The organism is Segatella copri, from assembly GCF_024330485.1.
In the GTDB taxonomy this organism is placed as follows: domain Bacteria; phylum Bacteroidota; class Bacteroidia; order Bacteroidales; family Bacteroidaceae; genus Prevotella; species Prevotella copri_L.
The window spans coordinates 90,822-115,291 of the sequence record NZ_JANDWX010000009.1 but is presented as its reverse complement, the minus strand read 5'-3'; the positions used below and the strand labels follow the sequence as shown (position 1 = coordinate 115,291).

The window sequence follows — 24,470 nt, the reverse complement described above, 5'->3', positions numbered from 1 at the left end:
CGGTATGCAAGATAAAAACAGTAAAACGAATTATGGCAGGACGAGCCTCCATCACCTTGTTGGAGAAAAAGGTTGCGCTTAAGCTTTAGCACTATGTGCACCAAAATTTGCGAAGAGCCAGAAGGCATTGCAGGCGAAGTATTCTGCCAGGAGAAACGCCAAGGGAGGTAAGCGAAGCAGCAAGGTGAAAGAGGAGGCGAAGTCAAGCGACAAGGGTGCGCCTACCATCGAGGAGGCAGCTTCCCATATCAAGGAACTGCTCGACCTGTGGGGCTATCGGTTCGAGCCTGAGCATCACATCTGCATCTACTATGGCATCCCGCAGGAAGAAGTTCTGACCTACGCCGACCGTGAGTTTGGCACCAGCTACGAAGATACGGCTTCTGTCATCAAGTCTCGCTACAAGCATCTGAACAAGTTTGGTATCTGGCATTTCTATCGCCATGGCGAGGGGCGCAGCGCCAAGCCATCGGTAAGGAGCATCAAGCAGTGGCTACTCACCCACTATCTGTTCCGCCGAAACGTGCTGACGGGATTTTACGAGGTGGAGAGCCGCTTCGTTTTAGACGGCAAGTATCCTGACTGGGTACGCATCGACGACAATATCGAGAACTCTATCTGGAGCGAGATGGACGAGTCGGGACTGCATCTCTCAGAGAAGACCTTGCACAACATCATCAACAGCGACTTCAGCGAGCCGTTCGACCCCTTGGACGATTACCTGCGCAGTCTGCCGAAATGGAAGAAGGGAGAGGATCCCGACTACATCGACCAGCTCGCCGACCGCATCGAGGTGGAGAACCTGCCCGACAACGAGCATACGCAGAGCCTCTTCCGCTATTTCTTCAAGAAGTGGCTGGTAGCGATGGTAGTGGCATGGGTAACGCTGAAGGTGGTGAACCAGATGATACTCATCTTCGTGGGCAAGGGCGGCATCTTCAAGACCACGTTCTTCCACATGCTGTTGCCCCCACAGTTGCGCCAGTACTTCCTCAACGACTCGACGGGCGCCTATACCGACAAGGACTTCATGGAGGCTTTCAGCAGCAAGGCTCTGCTCTGTCTCGACGAGTTTGAGATGGTATTCGGCAAGAACCTGAGCGCCTTCAAGAGCAACATGACCAAGGTGACATTCTCCATACGCCGACCTTACGACAAGTACCGTTCGGAGATGCCCCACCGCGGATCGCTCTGCGGCACCACCAACAGCCAGCAGTTCATCACCGACGAGGAGAACAGCCGCTACTGTCCTTGGCTGGTTAAGAGCATCGAGAGTCCTATAGAGCACCCGATAGACTACGACCACGTGTTTGCCGAGGCAGTGGCACTGGGCCAGGAGGTGATGAGCCATCCTAAGGGCGAGCCCCTGGAGTGGACATACTGGTTGACGAGAGACGACATCGAGCTGATGCGCAGTCACAACCGCCTCTTCATGGTAGCCAACTATGCCGAGGAGCAGATACTCCGTTACTACCGGGTGCCGGAGCCAGATACGCCGCTACAGTTTATCAAGTTCCGCTACAGTGCTGAGATACTGGAGAGGATAGGTGTGAACCCTGCCCTTCGCCAGAACCTGAACAACCAGAACATCGGTAACGTGATGAAGCGTCTTGGATTCAAGAAGATTCACAAGAAGAACGGCAACGGCTGGGCTGTGATAGAGAAGGAAGGTAGCGAAATCAACAACGATGCCTTCATCGATCCTAACGATACCGTGGAGGATTAAGTATCTTGGTTACGACCGCTAAGTATCATGGTTACGATAGCTAAGTATCATATTTATGAATCATAACCCTAATAGATATTTCTCTGCACGCGAATTACGTACTGTTTTTACTGAACATGAATTTCTTATTGTTTTTTTGGAACACGAATTACTTATTGGGTTTACTGAACACGAATTTCTTATTGTTTTTTCTGAACACGAATTGCACGAATTAAACGAATAAGTTGCTTCAGAACGAAAGATTCGTGAGATTCGAGAGATTCGTGTTCAAAAATCAAAACAAGAATCAATAGATATTTCTCTACACGCAAATTTCTTATTGGGGTTACTGAACACGAATTGCACGAATTAAACGAATAAGTGGCTTCAGAATGAAAGATTCGTTAGATTCGAGAGATTCGTGTTCAAAATCAACATTCAACCAGCAAGCGAATTACTTATTGGGGTTACTGAACACGAATTGCACGAATTAAACGAATAAGTGGCTTCAGAATGAAAGATTCGTGAGATTCGAGAGATTCGTGTTCAAAATTCAACATTCAACACTCAACATTCAACATTATAGAAAATGGATTTACGAAGTTACACCAAGCAGGAGTTAGCCCTGCTCTATTTTCCGGATTCCGACCCGGACGTGGCAAGAGCCCATCTGATGAGATGGATAGTAAGATGCACCCAGCTCTACGAGCAGTTGCAGAAGAGTGGATACAACAAGAGCTGCAAGGAGTTCAATCCCCTGCAAGTATCCTATATTTTCTTCCATTTGGGAGAACCTTGATATTTATCAGTGATAATCGGTGAGTATCGGTGAGCAACAGTGAGCATCGGTGAGTTGGGAAAATGAAATGTTGTATCTTTGCAATGTGATTCAGAAAGAAGAACATTAACCATTTAAACACTTAAAAACTATGTTGCTTTACGTACTAAAACTAAATCAGAACGCCAAGATGCCAGAGGCATACGGCAAGTATTACGCCTATCCAGTCATCACTCAGACGGTAGACATCGACGGCCTGGCCGAACACATGGCTAGCCACAACACTCCTTTCTCTAAGGGAGCCATCAAGGGCATGATTACCGATATGGTATCGTGCATCAAGGAACTCACCTTGCAGGGTTTCGCTGTGAAGATTGACGACCTCGCCATCTTCTCCATCGGCATCCGCAACAAGGAGGGAGCCGCCTCTGAGAAGGAGTTCACCATCGCCAAGAACATCGAAGGTTTCCGTCTCCGTGCTCGTGGCACCGGTGAGTTTAGCGCCAAGACCATCAACCTCGAAGCTACGCTGAAGAAGGCCTCTGCCCTGTTAGGTGATGGCACCACCCCGGATACCAACCCAGATACCACCCCGGATACCGGGAAGGATACCGGAAAGGATACCCCTGGTGGTGACAACACCAACCAGGGCGGTAGCGGAACCACTGGAGAAGGAGGAGGCGACGGCTTAGAGTAGCCCTACCCTCCTCGCATCTGAACCAAGAGAAAGCGCATCGGCAGGATGCAGTCCGGAGTAATCCGAGGGCACATCAGGAATGAGTTCATCACTCACCATTCAACATTGTCAAATCATCGCCCTGAACGGATACTTGCTCATCCTGCCCGCTTCCTTCTTGTCTTCCCACACTAATCACTAAACATTAATCACTAATTACACTAATCACTAACAACAATGAAAAAGGAAACAATCCAGAAAGTCATCAACTTCGTCATCACCATCCTCACAGCCGTCCTCAGTTCCTTCTGTGTGCAGAGCTGCAAGTGATAGCGTCTGAACACGAATTACACGAATCGAACGAATCAATCTATTCAAAGGCCATATTCGTGCTATTCGAGAAATTCGTGTTCAATTAAATCTCTGTTCAATCACGGAAAATTCGTGCTATTCGAGAAATTCGTGTTCAATTAAATATCTGTTCAAGCACGGAAAATTCGTGCTATTCGAGATATTCGTGTTCAGTTAAATATCTGTTCAAGCACGGAAAATTCGTGTCATTCGAGATATTCGTGTTCAGTTAAATCAAAACACTTTGCGTTCGTATTCCAATCCGCCAGAGTGGCCAAAATTATAGAGAATACCGAGTTTAAAACCTGTAGCTTTGAGATAATTATATACTTGACTTCGATGAGAATCATTGAGTTCTGAAACAGCTTTCAGTTCAATAATAATGTCACCATAACAGACAAAATCAGCTCGATAAGTCTGCTTTAGTTCATGTCCATCATAGAAGACTTTAAGTTCTTTCTCACGTTCAAAGGGGATGCCTCGCTTAGCAAATTCAATAGCCAAGGCTTCCTGATAAACGGCTTCAAGGAATCCTGAGCCCAATACATTATATACATGCATTGCAGCCCCAGTGATGTTATATGATTCTTTACTACGGTATATCATAATCTCTATATATTTTTTTTTGAACACGAATTACACGAATCGAACGAATACATCCTGTTCAAGCACGGAAAATTCGTGTCATTCGAGATATTCGTGTTCAGTTAAATATCTGTTCAAAGCACTTATTCGTGTCATTCGAGAAATTCGTGTTCAGTTAAACCCTTTAAAATCCAAAGAATCCAATGAAGAATCAAAGAAAAATCGATTTGATCGTGGTACATTGCAGTGCCACACGTATTAACCAGGACTTCCCAGTAGAAGCCTTAGAAGCCTGCCACAAGGCCCGTGGTTTCCACTCCATCGGTTACCACTATTACATTACGAAGGATGGCGTGGTCTATCCCTGCCGTCCAGAAAGCGAGGAGGGCGCTCACGCCCGCCACTACAACGCCCATAGCATCGGAATCTGCTACGAGGGTGGTCTCGACGAGAAAGGCAAGCCTGCCGACACTCGCACTCCAGCCCAGAAAGCATCTCTGGAAGACCTCCTCTACAGTCTCGTCCTCGACTATCCCGATGCCGAGATCCTAGGTCATCGCGACCTCCCCTGGGTTCGCAAGAGCTGTCCTTGCTTCGATGTCAAGGAATGGCTGAAGGAAATCGACTTCCATCTCTAGAAAGCCCGAACAGTTCCCAGATATTCGTGCTATTCGTGTTATTCGTGTTCAAAATCATCCCAGCTTGTAGCAATACAGGTTGGGATTTTTTCGTTCTCAAAAATGAGAATACCCGTTATTCGCAACGAAAAAAATCCGTGAGATCCGTGTGCGAAAATTCAAGTTTCTGCTTATCGTAAATCAATCCTCGCTGAGGAGTTTCTTGATTTCCTCATCGGTCTTGGTGAGTTTGTCTTTACAGAGTTTCACCAAGGTTTTGGCACGTTTCAACTGCTCGGAGAGCTGATCAATATCGAGTTCATCATTCTCCATTCTGTCTACGATTTCTTCAAGCTCTCTTACGGCTTGTTCGTATTTCATTTCTTCTTTTTCCATATTTTTATTTTGTTTTGGGGTAACAGAGTTAATAGTGGATATTTTAAAGCTTTTGCCCTTACAGGGCGACAAGATTGCGTCCTTTATTACCCAGGGCGATGCCCTGGGCTAGGAGCTTCTGCCCTTTCAGGGCGTGTGAAACTCAACGTTCAGAGCTTCTGGAGCTAGATTGCTATAAACTATTAACTATAAATTATAAACTATTATTCAACTTTCGCCTTCACGCTGCCCTCAGCCAACCTCGTTTCGATGATGTCGCCAGACTTCAGTTGCGAGGCAGAACGGATGCTTTTGCCATCTTTCAGCGTGATGCTGTAGCCACGTTTCAGCAACAATTCGGGGTCTTGTGCCTGAATGCGCTGGGAAAGAAGCTGCAGACGATGACTCTCGTTGAGCATCTTCCTTTCCAATATCGGCTGAATATTCTGAGAAAGAATCTCGAAATGGCGCTGGGCTTCCGATAGTTTCGACTGGACATTTGTACTTAAACGGCTCATCAGACGGTCGAGATAGGCTCCCTGCTTCGTCTTCACCAGCGAAAACTGGACAGGAATCGTGTTGCTCAATCTGTCGAGCCTCATCTTCTCCACCTGCAGACGGTGCTTCACATTCTGCACGATAGCCTCTTGCGCATTCACCACACGGGCATAAACCTCAGTAAGATGATTAACGAGGAAGGCGGCAGCGGCTGTCGGCGTCTTTACACGCTGGAAAGAAATCATATCCAGCACACTCTCGTCCCTTTCATGTCCTATTCCCGTGATGATAGGCAGCGGGAAGTTTGCCACATTTTCGGCAAGCGCCAGGGTGTCGAAACCCGAGAGATCGCTCGTAGCGCCACCGCCTCGGATGATGACTACGCAGTCAAACTGTTCCCATTCGGCATTGATACTGTCGAGGGCAGCTATCACACTCAGCTCTACCCCCTCGCCCTGCATCGTAGCCGGAAAGAGGCGGGTTTGAAACTGCAGACCATAATCGTTATCGGCAAGCTGGTTGCAGAAATCACCATAACCTGCTGCCGTAGCACTGGAAATGACGGCGATGCGCTGGCAGAACATCGGGAGCACCAACTCCTTCTGCAGTTCGAATACGCCCTCTGCTTTCAGCGTATTGATGATTTCCAGCCTCTTGCGCGCCATATCGCCCATCGTATAGTTAGGATCAATATCATCTACTATCCAGGAGAAGCCATAGTTCTCATGAAACTGCGCGTGTACCTTGAGCAGCACTTTCATTCCGGCATGAATGCGCTGTCCGGTGATGCGCTCGAAATTCGGTTTGATGAGCATCCATCGGTTTCGCCAGCAGGAGGCATGCGCCTTGGCAATGGGCGTATTAGACCGCTCATCCTTCTCGATGAGTTCCAGATAGCAGTGCCCGCCGTAGCCCTCGCGAGCCTCGGAGAGTTCCGCTTCCACCCAATAGCTGTCGGGCAAGGACATCGAAATGACGTCGCGGACTATGGAGTTTAATTCAAAAAGGGACAATCGAAGTCGTTCCATGCTGTTTACTGTTTAAAGTTTACAGTTTATAGTTGAAAGTTTATAGCTAGCAGAGCAAGTTTGCCCTATTAACTATAAACTATCAACTATTAACTACTTAATCGCTTTCCCCGTCTGATAGGCCTTCCAGAAATCAGGCACACCATATCCGAATACATTATCGGGGTGTTGCTGATTATCGCCAGCCAATCTCACGAGTTTCATAATCTGCTTAGCCGTCTTCTGAGGCAAAGCCTGCCAGAGACACGCTACCATTCCGGCGATGAGCGGAGATGAGAAAGACGTTCCGTTATCATTGATGATATTTCCACGGCCCGTAATCACACAGGTAGGACTTCCGTAAGCCATCACATCAGGCTTGATTCTGCCGTCAGCAGTAGGTCCCACGGCACTGAAAGCCGCATTCTCGCCCATTTCGTTTACGCTGCCCACGGTAAGGATATTGCGTGCATCGGCAGGGAAATTGATTTTCTTCCAGCTTCCCATTCCGTCGTTTCCTGCAGAATTGACACAGATGATTCCCTTGTCAGCACACATCGAAGCGGTGCGGGAGATGAGGGTAGAATTGCCGTCCTGCTCATAATAATGATGGTTGGTAGACGCATCATCGAAGCCATGATAACCCAGCGAGGAATTGATGACATCCACGCCGCAACTATCAGCATATTCAGCCGCAAAAGCCCAGTAATCCTCTTCTGCCAGACTCTCTGTGCGCTCATCTTCACAGCGCACCAGCAGATATTGAGCCTCAGGCGCCACCCCCACGAATCTTTCGGGTTCGTTGGCAGCCATCGTAGAAAGCACCATCGTTCCATGCTCCATCTCGGCGAAAACATTCTTGGATTGAGGAACCACGAAGTCCTTCACACCCGCCAGCTTTATATCATGCAGCGCCGGAATCTTATCCACATTCATGAATCCGCCGTCGAAGACAGCAATCATCATTCCCTTGCCCAGATGTCCGGCAGCATGAAGCCGCTTGCCGTTGAGCGACTGGATCTGCGCATCGGCAGCACCATATTCGCCTACTCCACCAGTCCAATCGTTCAATCCCCTGCGAACGCTACTTCTGACGCGCTGACTGACAGAATCGGGAGCAGAGAAGACCTTCATTTTCCGGGTGATGAAATCGAGTTCATCCAGTTTCCGTAGTTCCTTCTCCTTATGAATGCGGACCAGCAGGGTATTGTTCCATTTGCTCTTGCCCACAATCTCGATGCCTGCCTCGCTTACAGCCTGCTCATAAGCAGGAGCTACAGGCAAATCGGTAACATCGATGGGCAGATTCTGCCTCTTTCTGCGCTCTATGGAACGGGGAGAGAGAAAATCTGCAGGGCGACTTACCGAAAAGGGAGTGTGACTGAGGTCTTTGTCTCTGAGATAAAGACGATACATCATACACTTGCCTCCCGGATACGACACCATATCGGTTTCGGCGATGCGGGGCAACCGCATCAGTTGCTCAAAATTGCTAACCCTGTCTTCGCGAGCAAACAAAGAAAGAGCGGTCATTAAAAATGCATAAAGCATCAAAAATTTTTTCATCATTATATCGGTAGTCCGGTTTGTTATTGTTGTTGTTGCAATATTTCTGTATTGCATTTATTAATCAGTTGAATTGTTTATTCTGAAGTGCAAAAGTACAGAAATTGTACGAAAACACCAAAGGAAAAGGGAAGTTTTTATCATGAAATGCAAGTTTTTCTCATATATATAATAAGGTATCAGATATTTTTTGTACTTTTGCAGACAAGTAGCCGCTGCAATTGCATTCTGAAAGAAGCTGAGCGAGCGGCTATGAAGAAAAAACAGATATAAATGGAAAATAAACAAGCGACATTAGAATTAGGAACCAAGCCGGTGGGCAAGCTGCTCGTTCAGTATGCCTTGCCAGCTATGATTGCGATGACCGCCGCCTCACTCTACAACATCGTAGACCGAGTATTCATCGGTCAGGGTGTGGGAGCCATGGCTATCTCAGGTCTCGCCATCACCTTCCCCTTCATGAACCTCACCGCCGCTTTCGGAGCCGGTGTTGGCATAGGAGCGTCTACCGCTATCAGCGTGAAGTTGGGACAAAAAGACTATGCCACAGCGCAAAACATTCTGGGTAACACGATTTCTCTGAATCTCATCATCGGTATCGGACTGAGCATCATCTGTCTGCTCTTCCTCGACCCTATCCTGAGATTCTTCGGAGCCAGCGACCAGACGCTCATCTATGCCCATGAGTATATGGTCATCATCCTGCTGGGCAATGTGGTAAGCCACATGTATTTCGGCATGAATGCCCTGCTCCGAGCCGCGAGCAAACCCAAGCAGGCGATGTACGCCACCATCTTCACGGTGGTGATGAACGTGATACTCGATGCCCTCTTCATCCTCGTTTTCAAATGGGGAATACAGGGTGCCGCCATCGCCACCATCCTATCGCAGCTGATGGCGCTGATGTGGCAGATCAAGCTCTTCAGCAACAAGAGTGAACTGCTCCACTTCAAGAAAGGCATCTACAGACTGAAGAAGAAACTCGTGGATAATATCCTTGCCATCGGCATTTCGCCTTTCCTGATGAACGTGTGCGCCTGCATCATCGTCATCTTCATCAACAACCAGCTGGTGCGTTTCGGAGGCGACCTCTCCGTGGGTGCCTACGGAATAGCCAATGGTATTGCGATGGTGTTCATCATGTTCGTATTAGGCGTAAACCAGGGAATGCAGCCGATAGCCGGATACAACTATGGAGCCCAGAAACTGGACCGACTGATGCGCGTACTGAATCTGAGCATCATTGCCGCCACCGCCATTATGGTAACGGGCTGGCTGATAGCGATGTTCCTGCCTTACTACTGCGCAAGAATGTTTACTACCGATAAGCAACTGATAGACTTGGGCATCAAGGCTATCAGAGTGGTGATGTTCTGCTTCCCGATCATCGGTTTCCAGATGGTTATCACCAACTTCTTCCAGTGCATCGGAAAGGTGAAGATCAGTATCTTCCTCTCCTTGTCGAGACAGTTGCTCATCCTTCTGCCGCTCCTGGGTTTCCTGCCGATGATATGGGGCATTGACGGTGTATGGTGCAGCATGCCTATCTCCGATTTCTCGGCCGCAGTCATCGCCGCAATCGTGATATCGTGGTACATGAACAAGCTGAAGAAACAACACCAAGAAAAGTTAAAAGTTAATAGTTTATAGTTAATAGGGCATTCATTCAGTTAATAGTTTGAAATTTATAGTTTATAGCAATCTTGCTAACTGCTAAGCCCTATAAACTTTCAACTATAAACTGTAAACTATAAACTGTAAACTATAAATTATAAACTATAAATTATGGAAAAGATTATCATAAACGTAGGTCGCCAGATAGGTAGCGGCGGCCATATCATCGCCGAGAAGCTGGCGGAGGATTTCGGTTGCAAATGTTACGACCGTGAGCTGCTGAACCTTGCCGCCAAGGAGAGTGGATTCTCTGAGAAATTCTTCGAGCAGAACGATGAGCAGAAGGGATTCTTCAAGTCTCTCTTCCATACCCATCTGCCCTTCCTGAGCGACAGCAATTTCTATCACAACGACTTCTCGCAGGAAGGTCTGTACAAGTTCCAGAGCGACGCCATCAGAAAGGCTGCCGATGAGGGCAACTGCGTGTTTGTGGGCAGAACCGCCGACTATGTGCTGCGTGATTACAAGAACGTGATCAACATCTTCATCACCGCCAACATCGACGACCGCATCAAGGCAGTGTGCAAGCGAAAGGACATCGACAGAGCCAGCGCCCGCAAGTTCATCGAAAGCCACGAGGAGCAGCGCGCCTCTTACTACGATTACTATACAGGCAAGAAGTGGGGACACAGCGAGAGCTACGACCTCTGCATCAACAGCAGCCATCTGGGAATCGAAGAAACAGAGAAGTTTATCGCAGAATTTATCAGAAAGAAGTTCGGACTTAGTGATTAATTATTAGTGATTAATTTTAGGGACATAAAATATTAAACATCATATAAATGAAGAAGATTATGCTTTTGGGCTCAGGCGAACTGGGCAAAGAATTTACCATCGCCGCAAAGCGAGCAGGACAGTACGTCATCGCTTGCGACAAGTATGACAATGCACCAGCCATGCAGGTAGCCGACGAGCGAGAAGTGTTCTCGATGCTCGATGGCGACGCATTGACCGCAGTGGTAGAGAAACATCACCCAGACATCATCGTGCCTGAGATTGAAGCTATCCGCACCGAGCGACTCTTCGACTTCGAGAAGGAGGGCATTCAGGTTGTGCCTTCTGCACGTGCCGTGAACTACACCATGAACCGCCGTGCCATCCGCGACCTTGCCGCCAAGGAACTGGGTCTGCGCACCGCCAAGTATTTCTATGCCAAGACCTTCGAGGAGTTTAAGAACGCTGCCGATGAAATCGGTTTCCCTTGCGTAGTGAAACCTCTGATGAGCTCCAGCGGTCATGGTCAGAGCTATGTTCACAACGATGATGAACTGAAGGAGGCTTACAAGGAAGCAATGGAAGAAGGTCGTGGCGACGTGAAGGAAGTAATCATCGAGGAATTTATCGACTTCGATTCTGAGTTCACCCTGCTCACCGTCACCCAGAAAGACGGTCCTACCCTCTTCTGTCCACCTATCGGCCACGTACAGAAGGGCGGCGACTACCGCGAGAGCTGGCAGCCATTCCAGATTCCAGAGGAGGCTTTGAAGAAGGCTGAGCACATTGCAGGTGAAGTAACCAAGGCTTTGACAGGTGCCGGTCTCTGGGGTGTAGAGTTCTTCCTGAGCAAGCAGGGCGAAGTCATCTTCTCAGAGTTGAGTCCTCGTCCACACGATACAGGTATGGTAACCCTCGGTCACACCACCAACCTGAGCGAGTTTGAACTCCATTTCCGTGCCGTGATGGGCTTACCTATCGCCGGAATCCATCTGGAGCACATCGGCTGTTCTGCCGTCATCCTCTCGCCAGAGGAAAGCACCGAGCCATTAAACTACAATATGCTCGATGCCCTGAAGGAAGACCATACCCGCATCCGTATCTTCGGCAAGCCAGAGGCTCACGTAGGCCGCCGCATGGGCGTCGTACTCTGCTACGGCGAGAAGGGCGATGACCTGAATGCCCTTCGCGACAAGGCAAAGCGTCTGGCAAAAACTGTATTGGGAACCGACCCATACATGAAGAAATAAGATATGAAAGAATTAGGAAGAATTATCACATTACCCAAGATATTCGACCCTAGAGGCAACCTGACAGTGGCAGAGGGAGAGACGCATATTCCCTTTGCCATTGCCCGTACCTACTGGACCTATGATGTTCCGGGCGGAGAAAGTCGCGGTGGCCATGCTCACAAGGAATGCCAGGAATTCATCATAGCAGCCAGCGGTTCCTTTTCGGTAACACTGGATAATGGAGAACAGAAGAAGACCTATCATCTCAACCACCCTTGGGAGGGATTGTTCGTGGATGTCAATATCTGGCGAACACTGGATGATTTCTCTTCCGGCTCATTGTGTCTGGTTCTGGCTTCCCAAAAGTTTAAGGAAGAAGACTACATACGCGAATATGACGAATACCTCAGATTCATCAGTTCAAAAAATAGTCGAAATCTCTCAAAAACCGAGAATCAATAACGCTAAATATCATGTTTGAGATAAAAAAATACAACGATGCAGACAAGGAGGCGTGGAATGCTTATGTAGAACATGCACGCAACGCCACCTTCCTCTTCAATCGCAACTACATGGATTACCATTCCGACCGGTTCAAGGACTATTCCCTGATGTTCTACAAGAACGGAAAACTCCATTCCCTATTGCCGGCCCATGAGAGAGAGGATATATTCTGCTCTCACTTTGGCCTTACTTATGGAGGACTGATAATGAATAAGGATGTGACAGCAGCTGACGTTGTCCAGCTTTTCAAAGAATTGAACGAATACCTCAGGCAACAGGGTTTCAAAAAGGTACTATACAAACCTGTGCCTTGGGTTTACCACCAGATGCCATCCGAAGAAGATCTTTATGCCATCTATTGGGTATGCAAGGCACGCATCGTGAAACGCGATATCGGGTCAGTTCTTTTCCTACAAGAGAAGCCAAGATGGAGAAGACTTCGCCGCCGCTCCCTAAAGAAAGCACAGGAGGCAGGAATTATTGTAAAGAAAGAGAATAATTTCGAAGATTTCTGGAAAGTTCTTGACGCTAATCTTGAAGAACGATATCAGGTGCATCCTGTTCATACTCTCCAAGAAATAGAACTTTTACATAGCCGTTTTCCAGACAACATCATTCAATACAATGCCTACCTGAAAGATGAAATTGTAGCAGGATTCACCTTCTACATCACGCCACAGACGGTACATGGACAATACTGTTCATCAAACGACAAAGGTAAGGAACTTGGAGGCATTGACGCCATTTACGACCAGGTTCTAAATCATGATTATGCCGATTATAAATTCTTTGACTTTGGTCGTTCTACAGAAGGCGACGGTGATTATCTGAACGAAGGTCTCATCAGCCAGAAAGAAGGTTTCGGAGGAAGAGGCGTGGTTTACGACACCTATGAATGGACAGTATAAAGAGAAATCCCGAAGTTCACACGATAGTGAGCTTCGGGATTTCTGCCTTTTACAAGAGTATAACTGTCACACCACGGGCAGCTTGCGCACCCATAACCAGTGCCTGCTCGATATCGGCAGTCTTGGAAGGACCGCTGATGAAAGTACCGAAATTGTACTTCGGATCCATCTCAATACGGGCATAAGCCTCATGCATATTGTTCACAATCTTCTCTTTTTCGAGGAATATCACAAGGTATTCCGAGATGAAAAGCACCGCTTTCTCCTTCATGGTCTGAGGAATCCAGATGCAACCATTCTCTGCTACACCTACTTCACCACGAACAATACCCACATCAGTACCATTCAGGTCATTAGCCTCAGCCACCGTATCAGGATTCTTCTGGGCAATCGTGATTTCTGGCAGATGAGAAGCAAAGACTTTGGCTTCCGGATAAGCCTTCTTCACCAGCTCATCCAGACTCTCACCCTCCTTCGCCTCTATCACATGGCCACCTACCGATTCCGTCATCTCAATAAACTGTTTCAGCGTATCCTCATACTGGATACCCTTCACATCAACGGCAGGCATATCGAATTGAACGTGCGTATTCTTACGCAACTTGTTCAGGAAATCTTCTTTCTTCATTTTACTTTTCCCTCCTTCCATAATTGATGAAAACTCTTCTTGGCAAACTCAGGCATGGCGTGACCGATGCCCCAGGCATTCCAATTGCTGAAGTGCGTGCAGCATTCAGGAATCAGGTTGGCGAGTGGCGCAAACTTCAGGGCTGTGGTGTAGAGCGCAGGACGGTCGAAGAGATACTTCATACCATTCGACATCGCCTTCTTTACAGGATCAGCCTTACCCAACTTCTCCAGACTCTGGCGCCAGACATAAATCTGAGAACCCGGTCCTACCTTGGAAGGACAGACATTATCGCATGACAAGCACAAAGTACATGCCGAAACATTATCGCTGTACTTCTGAGGATTCTTCAGCATACCCAGGTTCACACCAATAGGACCCGGTATAAAATAGGTGTAACTGTAACCGCCTGAACGACGATAAACCGGACAGGTATTCATGCAGGCACCGCAGCGCATACACTTCAACGTCTGCCAGTGATCCTTATCGGCGAGAATATCGCTTCTGCCGTTATCCACCAATACCACATGCATCTCGGCACCCGGACGAGCCTGGCGGAAATGAGAGGTAAAGGTAGTGGTAGGCTGACCGGTTCCGCAGCGGCAGAGCAGGCGCTGGAATACAGCCAAAGACTTATAATCAGGAACCAGTTTCTCAATACCCATCGCTACGATATGGAGCTTAGGCATGGAAGTGGTCATATCCGCATTACCCTCGTTGGTGCAAACCACGCAATCGCCGGTAGCAGCCACACCGAAGTTACATCCGGTCATACCTGCTCCGGCTTCCATAAACTGGTCGCGGAGATGATGACGGGCACAGCGGGTCAGATAAGTAGGATCATAGTTGCCGATTTCCTTGGAGATTCCCTTCTCCTCGAACATCTTACCTACCTCCTCACGCTTCAGGTGGATGGCAGGCATCACGATATGGCTAGGCTTCTGATGCAAGAGCTGGATGATGCGCTCACCCAGGTCGGTCTCCACCACGTCAATACCGTGCTGCTCCAGATAAGGATTCATCTCGCACTCCTCGGTGAGCATCGACTTCGACTTCACCATCTTCTTCACGTTATGGTCTTTCAGGATACCGAGCACAATCTCATTAAATTCCTGTGCATCCTTTGCCCAGTGAACCTTTACCCCGCGGCTCTCCAGATTCTTGGAAAACATATCGAGATAATCGGCGAGATGAGTAATCGTGTGCATCTTGATTTCAGACGCATGCTCGCGGAGATCTTCCCACTCAGGAAGTTCCTGCGCCATCTTATCTCTTTTCTGACGAACAGACCAGAAGGTAGCGTCGTGCCAGGTGGTCTTCTCTACGTTCTGCGTAAACTTCGCAGCTCTCTTGGAATGTTCTGTACTCATAGTCCTGCAGCTAATATTTGAACAACATGAATAAACTTGATCGGCATATTCTCTTTCTTGGCGATTCCAGCCATGTGCATCAGACAGGAAGAATCCGGTCCGGTAACAAACTCAGCGCCTGTAGCCATGTGGCGCTTGATCTTCTCCTCGCCCATACGGGTAGAAACGGCAGGCTCCTCGATAGAGAACATACCGCCGAATCCGCAACACTCATCCTTGCGCTCCGGTTCGTGGATGGTAATGCCTTCCACCATATTCAATAGGTCGATAATCTTGTTGAATGGCTTGATGTGGCGCTCAGAAGGAGATGACAAGCCCAGTTCGCGCACACCATGACAACTGTTGTGCACACTCACCACATGCGGGAATTTGCCCGGCACATGATCAACCTTCAGCACATCGTGAAGGAATTCCACGACATCCATAATCTTTTTAGAGGAAACACACTCGTGCTTACCCTCAAGGATTTTAGGATAATACACCTTTACGTAAGCGGCACATGAGGCAGAAGGAGCTACGATGTAATCGTAATCCTTGAACAACTCATCAAATGTCTCTATGACCTTCTCCGACTTGTCCTGAAAACCCGCGTTAGCCATTGGCTGGCCGCAGCAAGTCTGTTTTTCGGGATAACCCACGTCTAGTCCGTAATGCTTAAGCAACTTGTATGTAGCCACACCCGCTTCAGGGTAAAGGGCATCCACATAACAAGGGACGAATAATCCGACTTTCATTGTTATTATATTTATCTTGTTTGCTATTTGTTTATTCTTTTTCTACATGACTAAAAGTCGCTGCAAAAGTAACAAAATAATTGCAAAAATACGACTTTCTAGAGAAGAAATAATAATAATTGATGTTATTTAACTGTAAAGAAATGCAGAAAATTTGGAGGAATCAAATAAATAGCGTAACTTTGCATCCCGAAATAGTGTGTCTACCATTTGTGAACTAAGCCAAATGTAGTTTAGTTGCTAAAAACATAAATAATAAGACATATAAAGAACAAACTTATAGTTATATAAATGATGAAGAAACAGCTTAAGAAAGTCCTCGTTCTGGGTTCCGGTGCTTTGAAAATCGGCCAGGCAGGTGAGTTTGACTATTCCGGTTCGCAGGCTCTCAAGGCTTTGCGCGAGGAGGGTATTAGTTCCGTCCTCATTAATCCAAACGTTGCTACAATTCAGACAAGTGAAGGTATTGCTGACAAGGTATATTTCTTGCCGGTGACACCTTTTTTTGTAACTGAAATTATCAAGAAGGAGCGCCCAGACGGCATTATGCTGGCTTGGGGTGGTCAGACGGGTTTGAACGTTGGTACAGAGCTTTACCTCAGCGGCGTGCTCAAGGAGTATGGTGTGGATGTGTTGGGTACCTCTGTAGAAGCTATCATGAACACAGAAGACCGCGACCTCTTCGTAAAGGAGCTTAACAAGGTTGACCTCAAGGTTCCTGTAAGCCACGCTTGCGAGAACATGGAGGAGGCTGTGGCTGCGGCACGCAACATCGGCTACCCTATCATGATCCGTTCTGCCTACGCGCTGGGTGGTCTCGGTTCTGGTGTCTGCAAGACCGAAGAGGAGTTTAAGGAGATTGCTGAATCTGCCTTCACTTTCGCACCTCAGGTACTCGTTGAGGAGAGCCTGAAGGGATGGAAGGAGATTGAGTTTGAGTGCATCCGTGATGCCAACGACCGCTGCTTCACCGTTGCCTCTATGGAAAACTTCGACCCACTGGGTATTCACACAGGTGAATCTATCGTTGTGGCTCCAACCTGTTCTCTTACCGATGAGCAGGTGAAGATGTTGCAGGACATCGCCGTGAAGTGCGTCCGTCACCTCAACATCGTGGGTGAGTGCAACATCCAGTATGCTTTCAATGCAGAGACCAACGACTACCGTATCATCGAGATCAATGCTCGCTTGAGCCGTTCTTCAGCCCTCGCATCTAAGGCTACCGGTTATCCGCTCGCTTTCGTTGCTGCCAAGATTGCCCTCGGTTATACGCTCGATCAGATTGGCGAGATGGGTACTCCTAACTCAGCTTATGTGGCTCCATCACTCGACTATATGATCTGCAAGATTCCTCGTTGGGACCTTACCAAGTTTGCCGGTGTAAGCCGCAAGATTGGTTCTTCCATGAAGTCTGTAGGCGAAATCATGTCTATCGGCCGTTCATTCGAGGAAATGCTCCAGAAGGGTCTCCGTATGATTGGTCAGGGAATGCACGGTTTCGTAGGCAACGACCACACTAAGTTTGATAACCTGGATGAGGAACTTTCTAACCCTACCGACCTCCGTATCTTCGCCATCGCCCAGGCTCTGGAGGAAGGTTACACCATCGAACGCATCGAGGAGTTGACCAAGATTGATCCTTGGTTCATCGAGCGCATGAAGAATATCGTAGATTACAAGCACAAGCTTTCTGAATATAATACTCTGGAGGAGATCCCTGCCGAGGTATTGCGCGAGGCTAAGGTATTGGGCTTCTCTGACTTCCAGATTGGCCGCTTCGTATTGAAGACTCAGAACACCAACATGGAAAAGGAGGTGCTGGCAGTTCGTGCCCAGCGTAAGAAGTTGAACATTCTTCCTGCCGTAAAGCGCATCCCTACTGTGGCTAGCGAGCATCCAGACCTCACCAACTATCTCTACATGACTTACGCCGTAGAGGGTTACGACATCAACTACTACAAGAACGAGAAGTCTGTCATCGTTCTCGGTTCTGGTGCTTACCGCATCGGTTCTTCTGTAGAGTTCGACTGGTGTTCAGTAAACGCCATCAACACAGCCCGCAAGTTGGGTTACAAGTCAATCATGATCAACTACAACCCAGAGACCGTATCTACCGACTACGATATGTGCGACCGTCTCTACTTCGATGAGCTTTCATTCGAGCGTGTACTCGATGTCATCGACCTGGAGTCACCACGTGGTGTGATTGTTTCTGTAGGTGGTCAGATTCCAAACAACCTGGCTATGAAGCTCCATCGCCAGTCTGTGCCAATTCTGGGTACATCTCCTGTCAACATCGACCGTGCCGAGAACCGCGGTAAGTTCTCTGCCATGCTCGATAAGCTGGGTATCGACCAGCCTAAGTGGAGCGCCCTCACATCAATGGAGGATGTTCAGAAGTTCATCGACGAGGTAGGCTATCCTGTTCTCGTTCGTCCATCTTACGTTCTTTCCGGTGCAGCCATGAACGTTTGCCACGATGATGATGAGTTGCGTCGCTTCCTGGAGGCAGCTTCTGAGGTTTCTAAGGAATACCCGGTAGTTATCTCCCAGTTCATGACCGAGACCAACGAGATTGAGTTCGACGGTGTCGCTCAGAATGGTGAGATTGTAGAGTATGGTATTTCAGAGCACGTAGAGTATGCTGGTGTTCACTCAGGTGACGCTACCATGACCTTCCCAGCTCAGCAGATTTCCTTCGCTACAGCCCGTCAGATCAAGAAGATTTCACGTGCCATTGCCAAGGAGCTCAACATCTCTGGTCCTTTCAATATCCAGTACTTGGCTAAGGGTCGCGATGTGAAGGTTATCGAGTGTAACCTCCGTGCTTCCCGTTCATTCCCATTCGTGAGCAAGGTATTGAAGCGCAACTTCATCGAGACTGCTACCCGCATCATGCTCGATGCTCCATACCAGAAGCCAGACAAGTCTGCCTTCGATATCGACCGCATGGGTGTAAAAGCATCCCAGTTCTCATTCGCCCGCTTGCAGAACGCCGACCCAGTTTTGGGTGTGGATATGAGTTCTACCGGTGAGGTAGGTTGTATGGGTGATACTTTCGAGGAGGCATTGCTCAACTCTTTGATTGCCACCGGCTACAAGATTCCTTCAAAGGACAAGGGCATTATGCTTTCAAGTGGTGGTGCCAAGGAGAAGGCTTCTCTGCTCGATGCTGCACAGGCGCTGGTGAAGAATGGTTACACCATCTACGCTACTGCCGGTACAGCGAAGTTCCTGAACGACAACAACGTCAAGGCTACAGCCGTAGGATGGCCTGATGAGGACCACAAGGATATTCCTAACGTGATGCAGATGATTGCCGACCACAAGTTCGACCTCATCGTCAATATTCCTAAGAATCACACCAAGCGTGAGCTCACCAATGGTTACAGAATCCGTCGTGGCGCCATCGACCACAACATTCCTCTGATCACCAATGCCCGTCTGGCTTCAGCCTTCATCGAGGCATTCTGCACATTGAGCCAGGATCAGCTTCAGATTAAGAGCTGGCAGGAGTACGAGTAATCGCACGCAGATTTATACGAACACGCCCTGAAAGGCCCAAGCCTTACAGGGCTTTTTTATTCCCCGCCATGAGAAAAAGGAGGCGAAATGATGGCTATCTCATTATTTTATTGTACCTTTGCAAACAGAAATAAGAATAAAGAATGATAGTTTGTATAGCAGAGAAACCGAGTGTGGCTAAGGATATCGCCCGAATTATCGGGGCTACCACGGCACGCGACGGTTATATGGAAGGTAATGGTTACCAAGTAACATGGACTTTCGGCCACCTTTGTGAGCTGAAGGAACCGGATGATTATACTCCGATGTGGAAACATTGGAGCCTTGCGGCGTTGCCGATGATTCCACAGCGTTTCGGTATCAAGCTCATCAACGATGAAGGCATCAAGAAGCAGTTTGCCACCATCGAAAAACTGATGCAGGCTGCCGACAGCATCATCAACTGCGGTGACGCCGGACAGGAAGGAGAGCTTATCCAGAGATGGGTGATGCAGAAGGCACAGGCGAAATGCCCCGTCAAGAGACTGTGGATTTCATCCATGACCGATGAAGCCATTAAGCAGGGCTTCCAGGAACTGAAAGATCAGGGAGAATATCAGTCGCTCTATCTTGCCGGACTTTCCCGTGCCATCGGCGACTGGATTCTCGGCATGAACGCCACCCGACTTTATACATTGAAATATGGTCAGAACCGACAGGTGCTCAGCATCGGCCGAGTGCAGACCCCTACCCTTGCCCTCATCGTAAACCGCCAGAAGGAAATCGACAACTTCGTTTCCGAACCTTACTGGGTACTCGCCACCATCTACCGCGATACCCAGTTTACCGCCACCAGCGGTAAGTTTACCAGCAAGGAGGAAGGCGAGAAGGCTTTCAGCACCATCGCCGGCAAACCCTTCACGGTTACAGATGTAAGCAAGAAAAAGGGAAACGAGGCGCCACCTCATCTCTACGACCTCACCTCGCTGCAGGTGGATTGCAACAAGAAGTTTGCTTACTCTGCCGATATTACGCTGAAACTCATCCAGAGTCTCTACGAGAAGAAGTACACCACTTATCCTCGTGTAGACACCCAGTTCCTGACCGACGATATCTATCCGAAATGTCCACAGATTCTGAACGGAGTAAGTCAGGCAAAGATCATGAGTCAGCAGAAATACCTTCCGCTCATTCAGCAGCTCGCAACAATCAGCAAGAAATTGCCGAAGAGCAAGAAGGTTTTCGATAATAGCAAGGTAACCGACCACCACGCCATCATCCCAACCGGTGTTCCGCCAACAGGACTCACCGATATGGAGGCAAACGTGTATGATCTCATCGCCAAGCGCTTCATCAGCGTGTTCTATCCGGACTGTAAATTCTCCACCACCACAGTTTTGGGCGAGGTTATCAACGAAGACGGACCGAAACCGGAAAAGATAGAGTTCAAGGTAAGCGGTAAGGAGATTCTCGAACCAGGCTGGCGAGTAGTCTATGCCAAGGATGTAAAGAATGCAGATGACGATGATGCTTCAGATAACGCCAACGGAAATGCAGACTCAGGAAACGGTGCCAAGAAGGAAGTGGTAGAAGAAAGAACCCTCCCATCCTTCACAAAAGGCGAATCGGGAGACCATCAGCCTACCCTGACGGAGAAGTGGACCACGCCACCTAAGTATTATACCGAGGCAACCCTGCTGCGTGCGATGGAGACAGCCGGTAAATTCGTAGAAGACGAAGAACTTCGTGCTGCATTGAAGGAGAACGGAATCGGCCGACCATCCTCCCGTGCCGGCATCATCGAGACCCTCTTCAAGCGCCACTACATCCGTCGCCAGCGCAAGAATCTGATGGCAACCCCGACAGGCATCGAACTCATTGACACCATCCATGAGGAACTGCTGAAGAGTTGCGAACTGACCGGTATCTGGGAGAAGAAGCTCCGCGACATCGAGCACAAGACCTACGATCCTGCCGACTTCATCAACGGACTGAAAGAACAGATCAACAAGATAGTCATCGATGTATTGTCAGACAACAGCAACCGGAGAGTGACCATCATGACAGAGGAAGACCTCAAGAAGAAACCGGCTGCCAAGAAACCGGCTGCCAAGAAAGCACCAGCCAAGAAGATGCCAGCCAAGAAAAAGGATGAAGCTACTGCACAAAATGTAGATGCACAAAATGCAAATACGCAGAATGCAGCAGCACAGCCGGTTTCTGCTCCTCAGGCTCCAGCCGACCCAATGGTAGGCAAGCCATGCCCGCTCTGCGGCAAGGGCGTCATCATCAAGGGCAAGACCGCCTATGGATGCAGCAACTGGAAATCAGGCTGCCAATATCGTCAGCCATTCTCGCAGATGTAATAAGATATAACTCAAGTTTCACATATAAGCTCCACACGCCCTGAAAGGGCAGAAGCTCCTAGCCCAGGGCAACGCCCTGGGTCATTATGGACGCAAACCTGTCGCCCTGTAAGGGCAAAAGCTTCAAAGAACGAGGCAATTTATAAGGCTTTTGCCCTTACAGGGCGCCTTGCAGATTGCTACTATACCCAGGGCGTTGCCCTGGGCTAGGAGCTTCTGCCCTTTCAGGGCGTGTGGGAGAGTTGCTTGCGAAAGTTCAGTAAAATAATTAAGTTGTTCCTGTATGAAACAAATAAGATTTTATCAAATCATAACAGCAATCAGCTGCCTCTTTCTGATAAGTTGCGGCATAGAACAGAACCTGAAGAAAGCAGATAAGCATCTTTCTTTAGGCGAATACTACGATGCGGCAACCCAATATAAAAAGGTGTACACCAAGACACCTACCAAAGAGCGGGCTGCCCGGGGCAAGGTGGCTCTAAAGATGGCACGCTGCTATGATAAAATCAACAGTACGCCGAAGGCATTGGCTGCCTACAGCAATGCCATCCGATACAAGCAGGCTGACCTCAACGACCGCCTGGCTTACGCCCGGCTTCTCCTGAAGAACGGAAGTTACAGACAGGCTGCCAAGGAATTCGAATTCCTGCTCGATTCCATGCCCGACAACGTGTTGGTAAAGAACGGACTCGAATCGGCACGAAAAGCCCCAGTCTGGAAGAAGGAAGGAAGCCGGTACAAGGTAAAGCGGATGGATGTTTTCAATTCCCGAAGAGACGACTATTCGCCGATGTTCCTCAGCGATGACTGCAGTCAGCTCTATTTCACCTCAACCCGCAACGAAGCCCAAGGCAGCGACCTGAACGGAGTGACGGGAACGAAATCTGCCGACATCTTCTTCTCTGAAAAGAACGACAAAGGCAAATGGAGCAAGCCGGAAGCCATCGGAACCGGTCTCAACACCGACTACGAAGAGGGCGCATGCTGCTTTACCCCAGACGGCAAGCAGATGTACCTCACCCAGTGTACCACCGATCCCACTTCGCCCCGCTTAGCCCAGATAGTAACCTCCAACCGCTCAGATGCAGCCTGGAGCAAGCCTACAAATCTGGAAATCAGCAAAGATACACTCAGTTGTTTTGCCCATCCAGCCATCTCCCCTGATGGCGAATGGCTCTATTTCGTATCAGACATGCCGGGCGGAAAGGGCGGTCTCGACATCTGGCGAGTGCGCATCACTCCTGCCGGACTGGGCGGCGTAGAGAACCTGGGCGAACCTATCAACACCCCAGGCGATGAGATGTTCCCTACCTTCCGTCCTAACGGCGACTTTTACTTCAGCAGCAACGGTCATGTGGGAATGGGCGGACTCGACATCTATATCGCCAAAGTGAATTCCATCACCCGGAAATATGAACTCACCCACCCCGGCTATCCGCTGAATACAGAAGCCGATGACTTCGGAATGACTTTCGAGGGTCTCCACAACCAGGGCTTCTTCTGCTCCAACAGAAAAGACGGAAGAGGCTACGATCATATCTACTCCTTCGAGAATCCGGAGATTGTTACCACAATGAAGGGATGGGTTTACGAGAAAGACGGTTATGAACTGCCTGCCGCAGAGGTGAGAATCGTAGGCAACGACGGAACGAACAGGAAACTATCCGTCAAGGGCGACGGTTCGTTTGTCCTCCCTATCAATCCGCATGTCGACTATCTGGTGATGGCATCCTGCAAAGGCTACCTCAACCACAAGGAAGAACTTCGGGTTGATTCGGCTAAAGAGAGTAAGGAATACGTGCTCCAGTTCCCGCTGGCTTCCATCACAGCCCCTGTACTCATCGACAACATCTTCTACGATTTCGACAAGGCAACCCTTACCGAAGCCAGTACAACAGCCCTCGACCAGCTGGTAACGCTGCTGAAAGAGAACCCGCACGTTACCATCGAACTCAGCGCCCATTGCGACTACAAGGGTAACAGCGAATATAACAAGCATCTGTCTCAGCGCCGCGCCCAATCGGTAGTAGACTATCTGATAAAACACGGCATAGAGAAAGAGCGCCTCACCCCTGTGGGCTACGGCAAGGAGAAGCCGAAGAATGTGCGCAAGAAACTTACCGAGAAGTATCCTTGGCTCAAGGAAGGCGACGTGCTCAACGAAGAATTTATCCTGAAGCAGAGCAAGGAGCATCAGGAAATCTGCAACCAGCTGAACCGCCGAACCGAGTTCAAAGTGCTACGCACTACCTATAAATTGTTTTGACAGGAAGGGCATAAACTTGCGAAACGTCAAAAAAACATTACGATATCAGTGGAATCCGGCGGTTGCCGGATTCCACTTTTTAATTTAAAAAACCAATTCAAAAGTATTATTTATTAAAAAAGTAACCATCATCGAAGGCTGCTTCGATAAGACGTTGCTTCACTCGTTCGTATTCTTTCGGATCTTCGATAAAGTACCGAAGAGCAGAAACAATCCTCACATAAACACTGAGCCGATAATCGCCCTTACCCTTTTAGATTGCATAAACGTTTTCCTTGCGCATGTCTGCACAAGCCACTAAATGAGAACCAGTAATGTTATGGTTCTTCATTTCTTCACTCAAAACAGCACCGAAACGGCTGTTGTCTACTTTAAATTTGTCGTAGAACATGGTAATTTTATTTAAATTATT

General features: G+C 48.5%; 21 protein-coding genes. 13 read left to right on the top strand and 8 right to left on the bottom strand.

All coding sequences use genetic code 11. The features are described 5' to 3' along the window. Nucleotides 1-127: 127 nt before the first annotated feature. From NNC77_RS07380 to NNC77_RS07365, 4 genes are all read left to right on the top strand, one after another. A complete protein-coding gene (locus NNC77_RS07380) occupies nucleotides 128-1,726 on the top strand; it encodes a VapE domain-containing protein (protein WP_254971577.1) in 1,599 nt (532 codons plus the stop codon). A 568-nt stretch (nucleotides 1,727-2,294) separates the two neighbouring features. Further along, nucleotides 2,295-2,504: a DUF4248 domain-containing protein gene (locus tag NNC77_RS07375; RefSeq protein WP_117727236.1), complete on the top strand. Its 210-nt coding sequence runs from the start codon at nucleotides 2,295-2,297 to the stop codon at nucleotides 2,502-2,504. A gap of 130 nt (nucleotides 2,505-2,634) precedes the next feature. Then, on the top strand, nucleotides 2,635-3,180 hold the full coding sequence (locus NNC77_RS07370) for a DNA-binding protein (RefSeq protein WP_254971575.1): 546 nt from the start codon (nucleotides 2,635-2,637) through the stop codon (nucleotides 3,178-3,180). A 216-nt stretch (nucleotides 3,181-3,396) separates the two neighbouring features. Continuing rightward, nucleotides 3,397-3,489 (top strand): smalltalk protein, encoded by a 93-nt coding sequence (locus NNC77_RS07365; RefSeq protein WP_181977248.1) that lies wholly within the window; start codon nucleotides 3,397-3,399, stop codon nucleotides 3,487-3,489. 255 nt (nucleotides 3,490-3,744) lie between these two features. Here NNC77_RS07365 and NNC77_RS07360 read toward each other — a convergent pair whose 3' ends face one another. Beyond that, complete coding sequence (locus tag NNC77_RS07360) at nucleotides 3,745-4,116, bottom strand: GxxExxY protein (protein WP_117727326.1); 372 nt, start codon at nucleotides 4,114-4,116, stop codon at nucleotides 3,745-3,747. Between the two features lie 182 nt (nucleotides 4,117-4,298). On the opposite strand from NNC77_RS07360, the gene NNC77_RS07355 reads away from it, so the two are divergent. Next, nucleotides 4,299-4,733, top strand: coding sequence for an N-acetylmuramoyl-L-alanine amidase (locus NNC77_RS07355; RefSeq protein WP_006847758.1), 435 nt, complete (start codon nucleotides 4,299-4,301; stop codon nucleotides 4,731-4,733). Between the two features lie 180 nt (nucleotides 4,734-4,913). Here NNC77_RS07355 and xseB read toward each other — a convergent pair whose 3' ends face one another. The 3 genes from xseB to NNC77_RS07340 form a co-directional block, all read right to left on the bottom strand. Further along, nucleotides 4,914-5,108, bottom strand: a complete 195-nt coding sequence (gene xseB, locus NNC77_RS07350) for an exodeoxyribonuclease VII small subunit (protein ID WP_118081266.1) — start codon at nucleotides 5,106-5,108, stop codon at nucleotides 4,914-4,916. A 203-nt stretch (nucleotides 5,109-5,311) separates the two neighbouring features. Continuing rightward, the gene (gene xseA, locus NNC77_RS07345; protein WP_254971572.1) at nucleotides 5,312-6,613 is read right to left on the bottom strand and encodes an exodeoxyribonuclease VII large subunit; all 1,302 of its coding nucleotides are present in this window, start codon (nucleotides 6,611-6,613) and stop codon (nucleotides 5,312-5,314) included. A gap of 93 nt (nucleotides 6,614-6,706) precedes the next feature. Then, the gene (locus NNC77_RS07340; protein ID WP_254971579.1) at nucleotides 6,707-8,068 is read right to left on the bottom strand and encodes a S8 family peptidase; all 1,362 of its coding nucleotides are present in this window, start codon (nucleotides 8,066-8,068) and stop codon (nucleotides 6,707-6,709) included. A gap of 363 nt (nucleotides 8,069-8,431) precedes the next feature. Between NNC77_RS07340 and NNC77_RS07335 the strand changes: the two genes are divergently transcribed. The 5 genes from NNC77_RS07335 (at nucleotide 8,432) to NNC77_RS07315 (ending at nucleotide 13,190) form a co-directional block, all read left to right on the top strand. Then, the gene (locus NNC77_RS07335) at nucleotides 8,432-9,808 is read left to right on the top strand and encodes an MATE family efflux transporter (protein ID WP_254971570.1); all 1,377 of its coding nucleotides are present in this window, start codon (nucleotides 8,432-8,434) and stop codon (nucleotides 9,806-9,808) included. A gap of 135 nt (nucleotides 9,809-9,943) precedes the next feature. Beyond that, on the top strand, nucleotides 9,944-10,567 hold the full coding sequence (locus NNC77_RS07330) for an AAA family ATPase (RefSeq protein ID WP_254971569.1): 624 nt from the start codon (nucleotides 9,944-9,946) through the stop codon (nucleotides 10,565-10,567). 47 nt (nucleotides 10,568-10,614) lie between these two features. Then, a complete protein-coding gene (gene purT / locus NNC77_RS07325) occupies nucleotides 10,615-11,796 on the top strand; it encodes a formate-dependent phosphoribosylglycinamide formyltransferase (protein ID WP_254971567.1) in 1,182 nt (393 codons plus the stop codon). A 3-nt stretch (nucleotides 11,797-11,799) separates the two neighbouring features. Further along, nucleotides 11,800-12,240 carry a sugar 3,4-ketoisomerase gene (locus NNC77_RS07320; protein ID WP_254971565.1) on the top strand — a complete coding sequence of 147 codons (441 nt, stop codon included), beginning with the start codon at nucleotides 11,800-11,802 and terminating at the stop codon, nucleotides 12,238-12,240. An 11-nt stretch (nucleotides 12,241-12,251) separates the two neighbouring features. After that, on the top strand, nucleotides 12,252-13,190 hold the full coding sequence (locus NNC77_RS07315; protein ID WP_254971564.1) for a GNAT family N-acetyltransferase: 939 nt from the start codon (nucleotides 12,252-12,254) through the stop codon (nucleotides 13,188-13,190). A 49-nt stretch (nucleotides 13,191-13,239) separates the two neighbouring features. Here the strand turns inward: NNC77_RS07315 and NNC77_RS07310 are convergent, their stop codons facing one another. From NNC77_RS07310 to NNC77_RS07300, 3 genes are read right to left on the bottom strand one after another with little or no spacing between them, the layout of a single operon-like run. Continuing rightward, complete coding sequence (locus tag NNC77_RS07310) at nucleotides 13,240-13,818, bottom strand: LutC/YkgG family protein (RefSeq protein WP_254971562.1); 579 nt, start codon at nucleotides 13,816-13,818, stop codon at nucleotides 13,240-13,242. After that, the gene (locus NNC77_RS07305; protein WP_254971560.1) at nucleotides 13,815-15,188 is read right to left on the bottom strand and encodes a lactate utilization protein B; all 1,374 of its coding nucleotides are present in this window, start codon (nucleotides 15,186-15,188) and stop codon (nucleotides 13,815-13,817) included. The genes NNC77_RS07310 and NNC77_RS07305 overlap by 4 nt, the downstream gene beginning before the upstream one ends. Then, the gene (locus NNC77_RS07300) at nucleotides 15,185-15,922 is read right to left on the bottom strand and encodes a (Fe-S)-binding protein (protein WP_254971559.1); all 738 of its coding nucleotides are present in this window, start codon (nucleotides 15,920-15,922) and stop codon (nucleotides 15,185-15,187) included. Before NNC77_RS07300 ends, NNC77_RS07305 begins: the two co-directional genes overlap by 4 nt. Before the next feature lie 294 nt (nucleotides 15,923-16,216). Between NNC77_RS07300 and carB the strand changes: the two genes are divergently transcribed. From carB to NNC77_RS07285, 3 genes are all read left to right on the top strand, one after another. After that, on the top strand, nucleotides 16,217-19,447 hold the full coding sequence (gene carB / locus NNC77_RS07295) for a carbamoyl-phosphate synthase (glutamine-hydrolyzing) large subunit (RefSeq protein ID WP_254971578.1): 3,231 nt from the start codon (nucleotides 16,217-16,219) through the stop codon (nucleotides 19,445-19,447). A 143-nt stretch (nucleotides 19,448-19,590) separates the two neighbouring features. Continuing rightward, nucleotides 19,591-21,792, top strand: a complete 2,202-nt coding sequence (locus tag NNC77_RS07290; protein WP_254971557.1) for a DNA topoisomerase 3 — start codon at nucleotides 19,591-19,593, stop codon at nucleotides 21,790-21,792. A 283-nt stretch (nucleotides 21,793-22,075) separates the two neighbouring features. Continuing rightward, complete coding sequence (locus tag NNC77_RS07285) at nucleotides 22,076-24,058, top strand: OmpA family protein (RefSeq protein WP_254971555.1); 1,983 nt, start codon at nucleotides 22,076-22,078, stop codon at nucleotides 24,056-24,058. 253 nt (nucleotides 24,059-24,311) lie between these two features. Here the strand turns inward: NNC77_RS07285 and NNC77_RS07280 are convergent, their stop codons facing one another. Continuing rightward, the gene (locus tag NNC77_RS07280) at nucleotides 24,312-24,449 is read right to left on the bottom strand and encodes a hypothetical protein (protein ID WP_254971554.1); all 138 of its coding nucleotides are present in this window, start codon (nucleotides 24,447-24,449) and stop codon (nucleotides 24,312-24,314) included. Nucleotides 24,450-24,470: the final 21 nt, after the last annotated feature.

What these genes read in the sequence shown, in the direction of transcription:
- NNC77_RS07320 (WP_254971565.1), top strand. Translation starts at nt 11,800, where the DNA reads ATGAAAGAATTAGGAAGAATTATCACATTACCCAAGATATTCGACCCT.
- NNC77_RS07300 (WP_254971559.1), bottom strand. Translation starts at nt 15,922, where the DNA reads ATGAAAGTCGGATTATTCGTCCCTTGTTATGTGGATGCCCTTTACCCT.
- purT (WP_254971567.1), top strand. Translation starts at nt 10,615, where the DNA reads ATGAAGAAGATTATGCTTTTGGGCTCAGGCGAACTGGGCAAAGAATTT.
- NNC77_RS07280 (WP_254971554.1), bottom strand. Translation starts at nt 24,449, where the DNA reads ATGTTCTACGACAAATTTAAAGTAGACAACAGCCGTTTCGGTGCTGTT.
- xseA (WP_254971572.1), bottom strand. Translation starts at nt 6,613, where the DNA reads ATGGAACGACTTCGATTGTCCCTTTTTGAATTAAACTCCATAGTCCGC.
- NNC77_RS07305 (WP_254971560.1), bottom strand. Translation starts at nt 15,188, where the DNA reads ATGAGTACAGAACATTCCAAGAGAGCTGCGAAGTTTACGCAGAACGTA.
- NNC77_RS07360 (WP_117727326.1), bottom strand. Translation starts at nt 4,116, where the DNA reads ATGATATACCGTAGTAAAGAATCATATAACATCACTGGGGCTGCAATG.
- xseB (WP_118081266.1), bottom strand. Translation starts at nt 5,108, where the DNA reads ATGGAAAAAGAAGAAATGAAATACGAACAAGCCGTAAGAGAGCTTGAA.
- NNC77_RS07290 (WP_254971557.1), top strand. Translation starts at nt 19,591, where the DNA reads ATGATAGTTTGTATAGCAGAGAAACCGAGTGTGGCTAAGGATATCGCC.
- NNC77_RS07330 (WP_254971569.1), top strand. Translation starts at nt 9,944, where the DNA reads ATGGAAAAGATTATCATAAACGTAGGTCGCCAGATAGGTAGCGGCGGC.
- NNC77_RS07340 (WP_254971579.1), bottom strand. Translation starts at nt 8,068, where the DNA reads ATGCGGTTGCCCCGCATCGCCGAAACCGATATGGTGTCGTATCCGGGA.
- NNC77_RS07370 (WP_254971575.1), top strand. Translation starts at nt 2,635, where the DNA reads ATGTTGCTTTACGTACTAAAACTAAATCAGAACGCCAAGATGCCAGAG.
- carB (WP_254971578.1), top strand. Translation starts at nt 16,217, where the DNA reads ATGAAGAAACAGCTTAAGAAAGTCCTCGTTCTGGGTTCCGGTGCTTTG.
- NNC77_RS07310 (WP_254971562.1), bottom strand. Translation starts at nt 13,818, where the DNA reads ATGAAGAAAGAAGATTTCCTGAACAAGTTGCGTAAGAATACGCACGTT.
- NNC77_RS07355 (WP_006847758.1), top strand. Translation starts at nt 4,299, where the DNA reads ATGAAGAATCAAAGAAAAATCGATTTGATCGTGGTACATTGCAGTGCC.
- NNC77_RS07375 (WP_117727236.1), top strand. Translation starts at nt 2,295, where the DNA reads ATGGATTTACGAAGTTACACCAAGCAGGAGTTAGCCCTGCTCTATTTT.
- NNC77_RS07335 (WP_254971570.1), top strand. Translation starts at nt 8,432, where the DNA reads ATGGAAAATAAACAAGCGACATTAGAATTAGGAACCAAGCCGGTGGGC.
- NNC77_RS07365 (WP_181977248.1), top strand. Translation starts at nt 3,397, where the DNA reads ATGAAAAAGGAAACAATCCAGAAAGTCATCAACTTCGTCATCACCATC.
- NNC77_RS07315 (WP_254971564.1), top strand. Translation starts at nt 12,252, where the DNA reads ATGTTTGAGATAAAAAAATACAACGATGCAGACAAGGAGGCGTGGAAT.
- NNC77_RS07285 (WP_254971555.1), top strand. Translation starts at nt 22,076, where the DNA reads ATGAAACAAATAAGATTTTATCAAATCATAACAGCAATCAGCTGCCTC.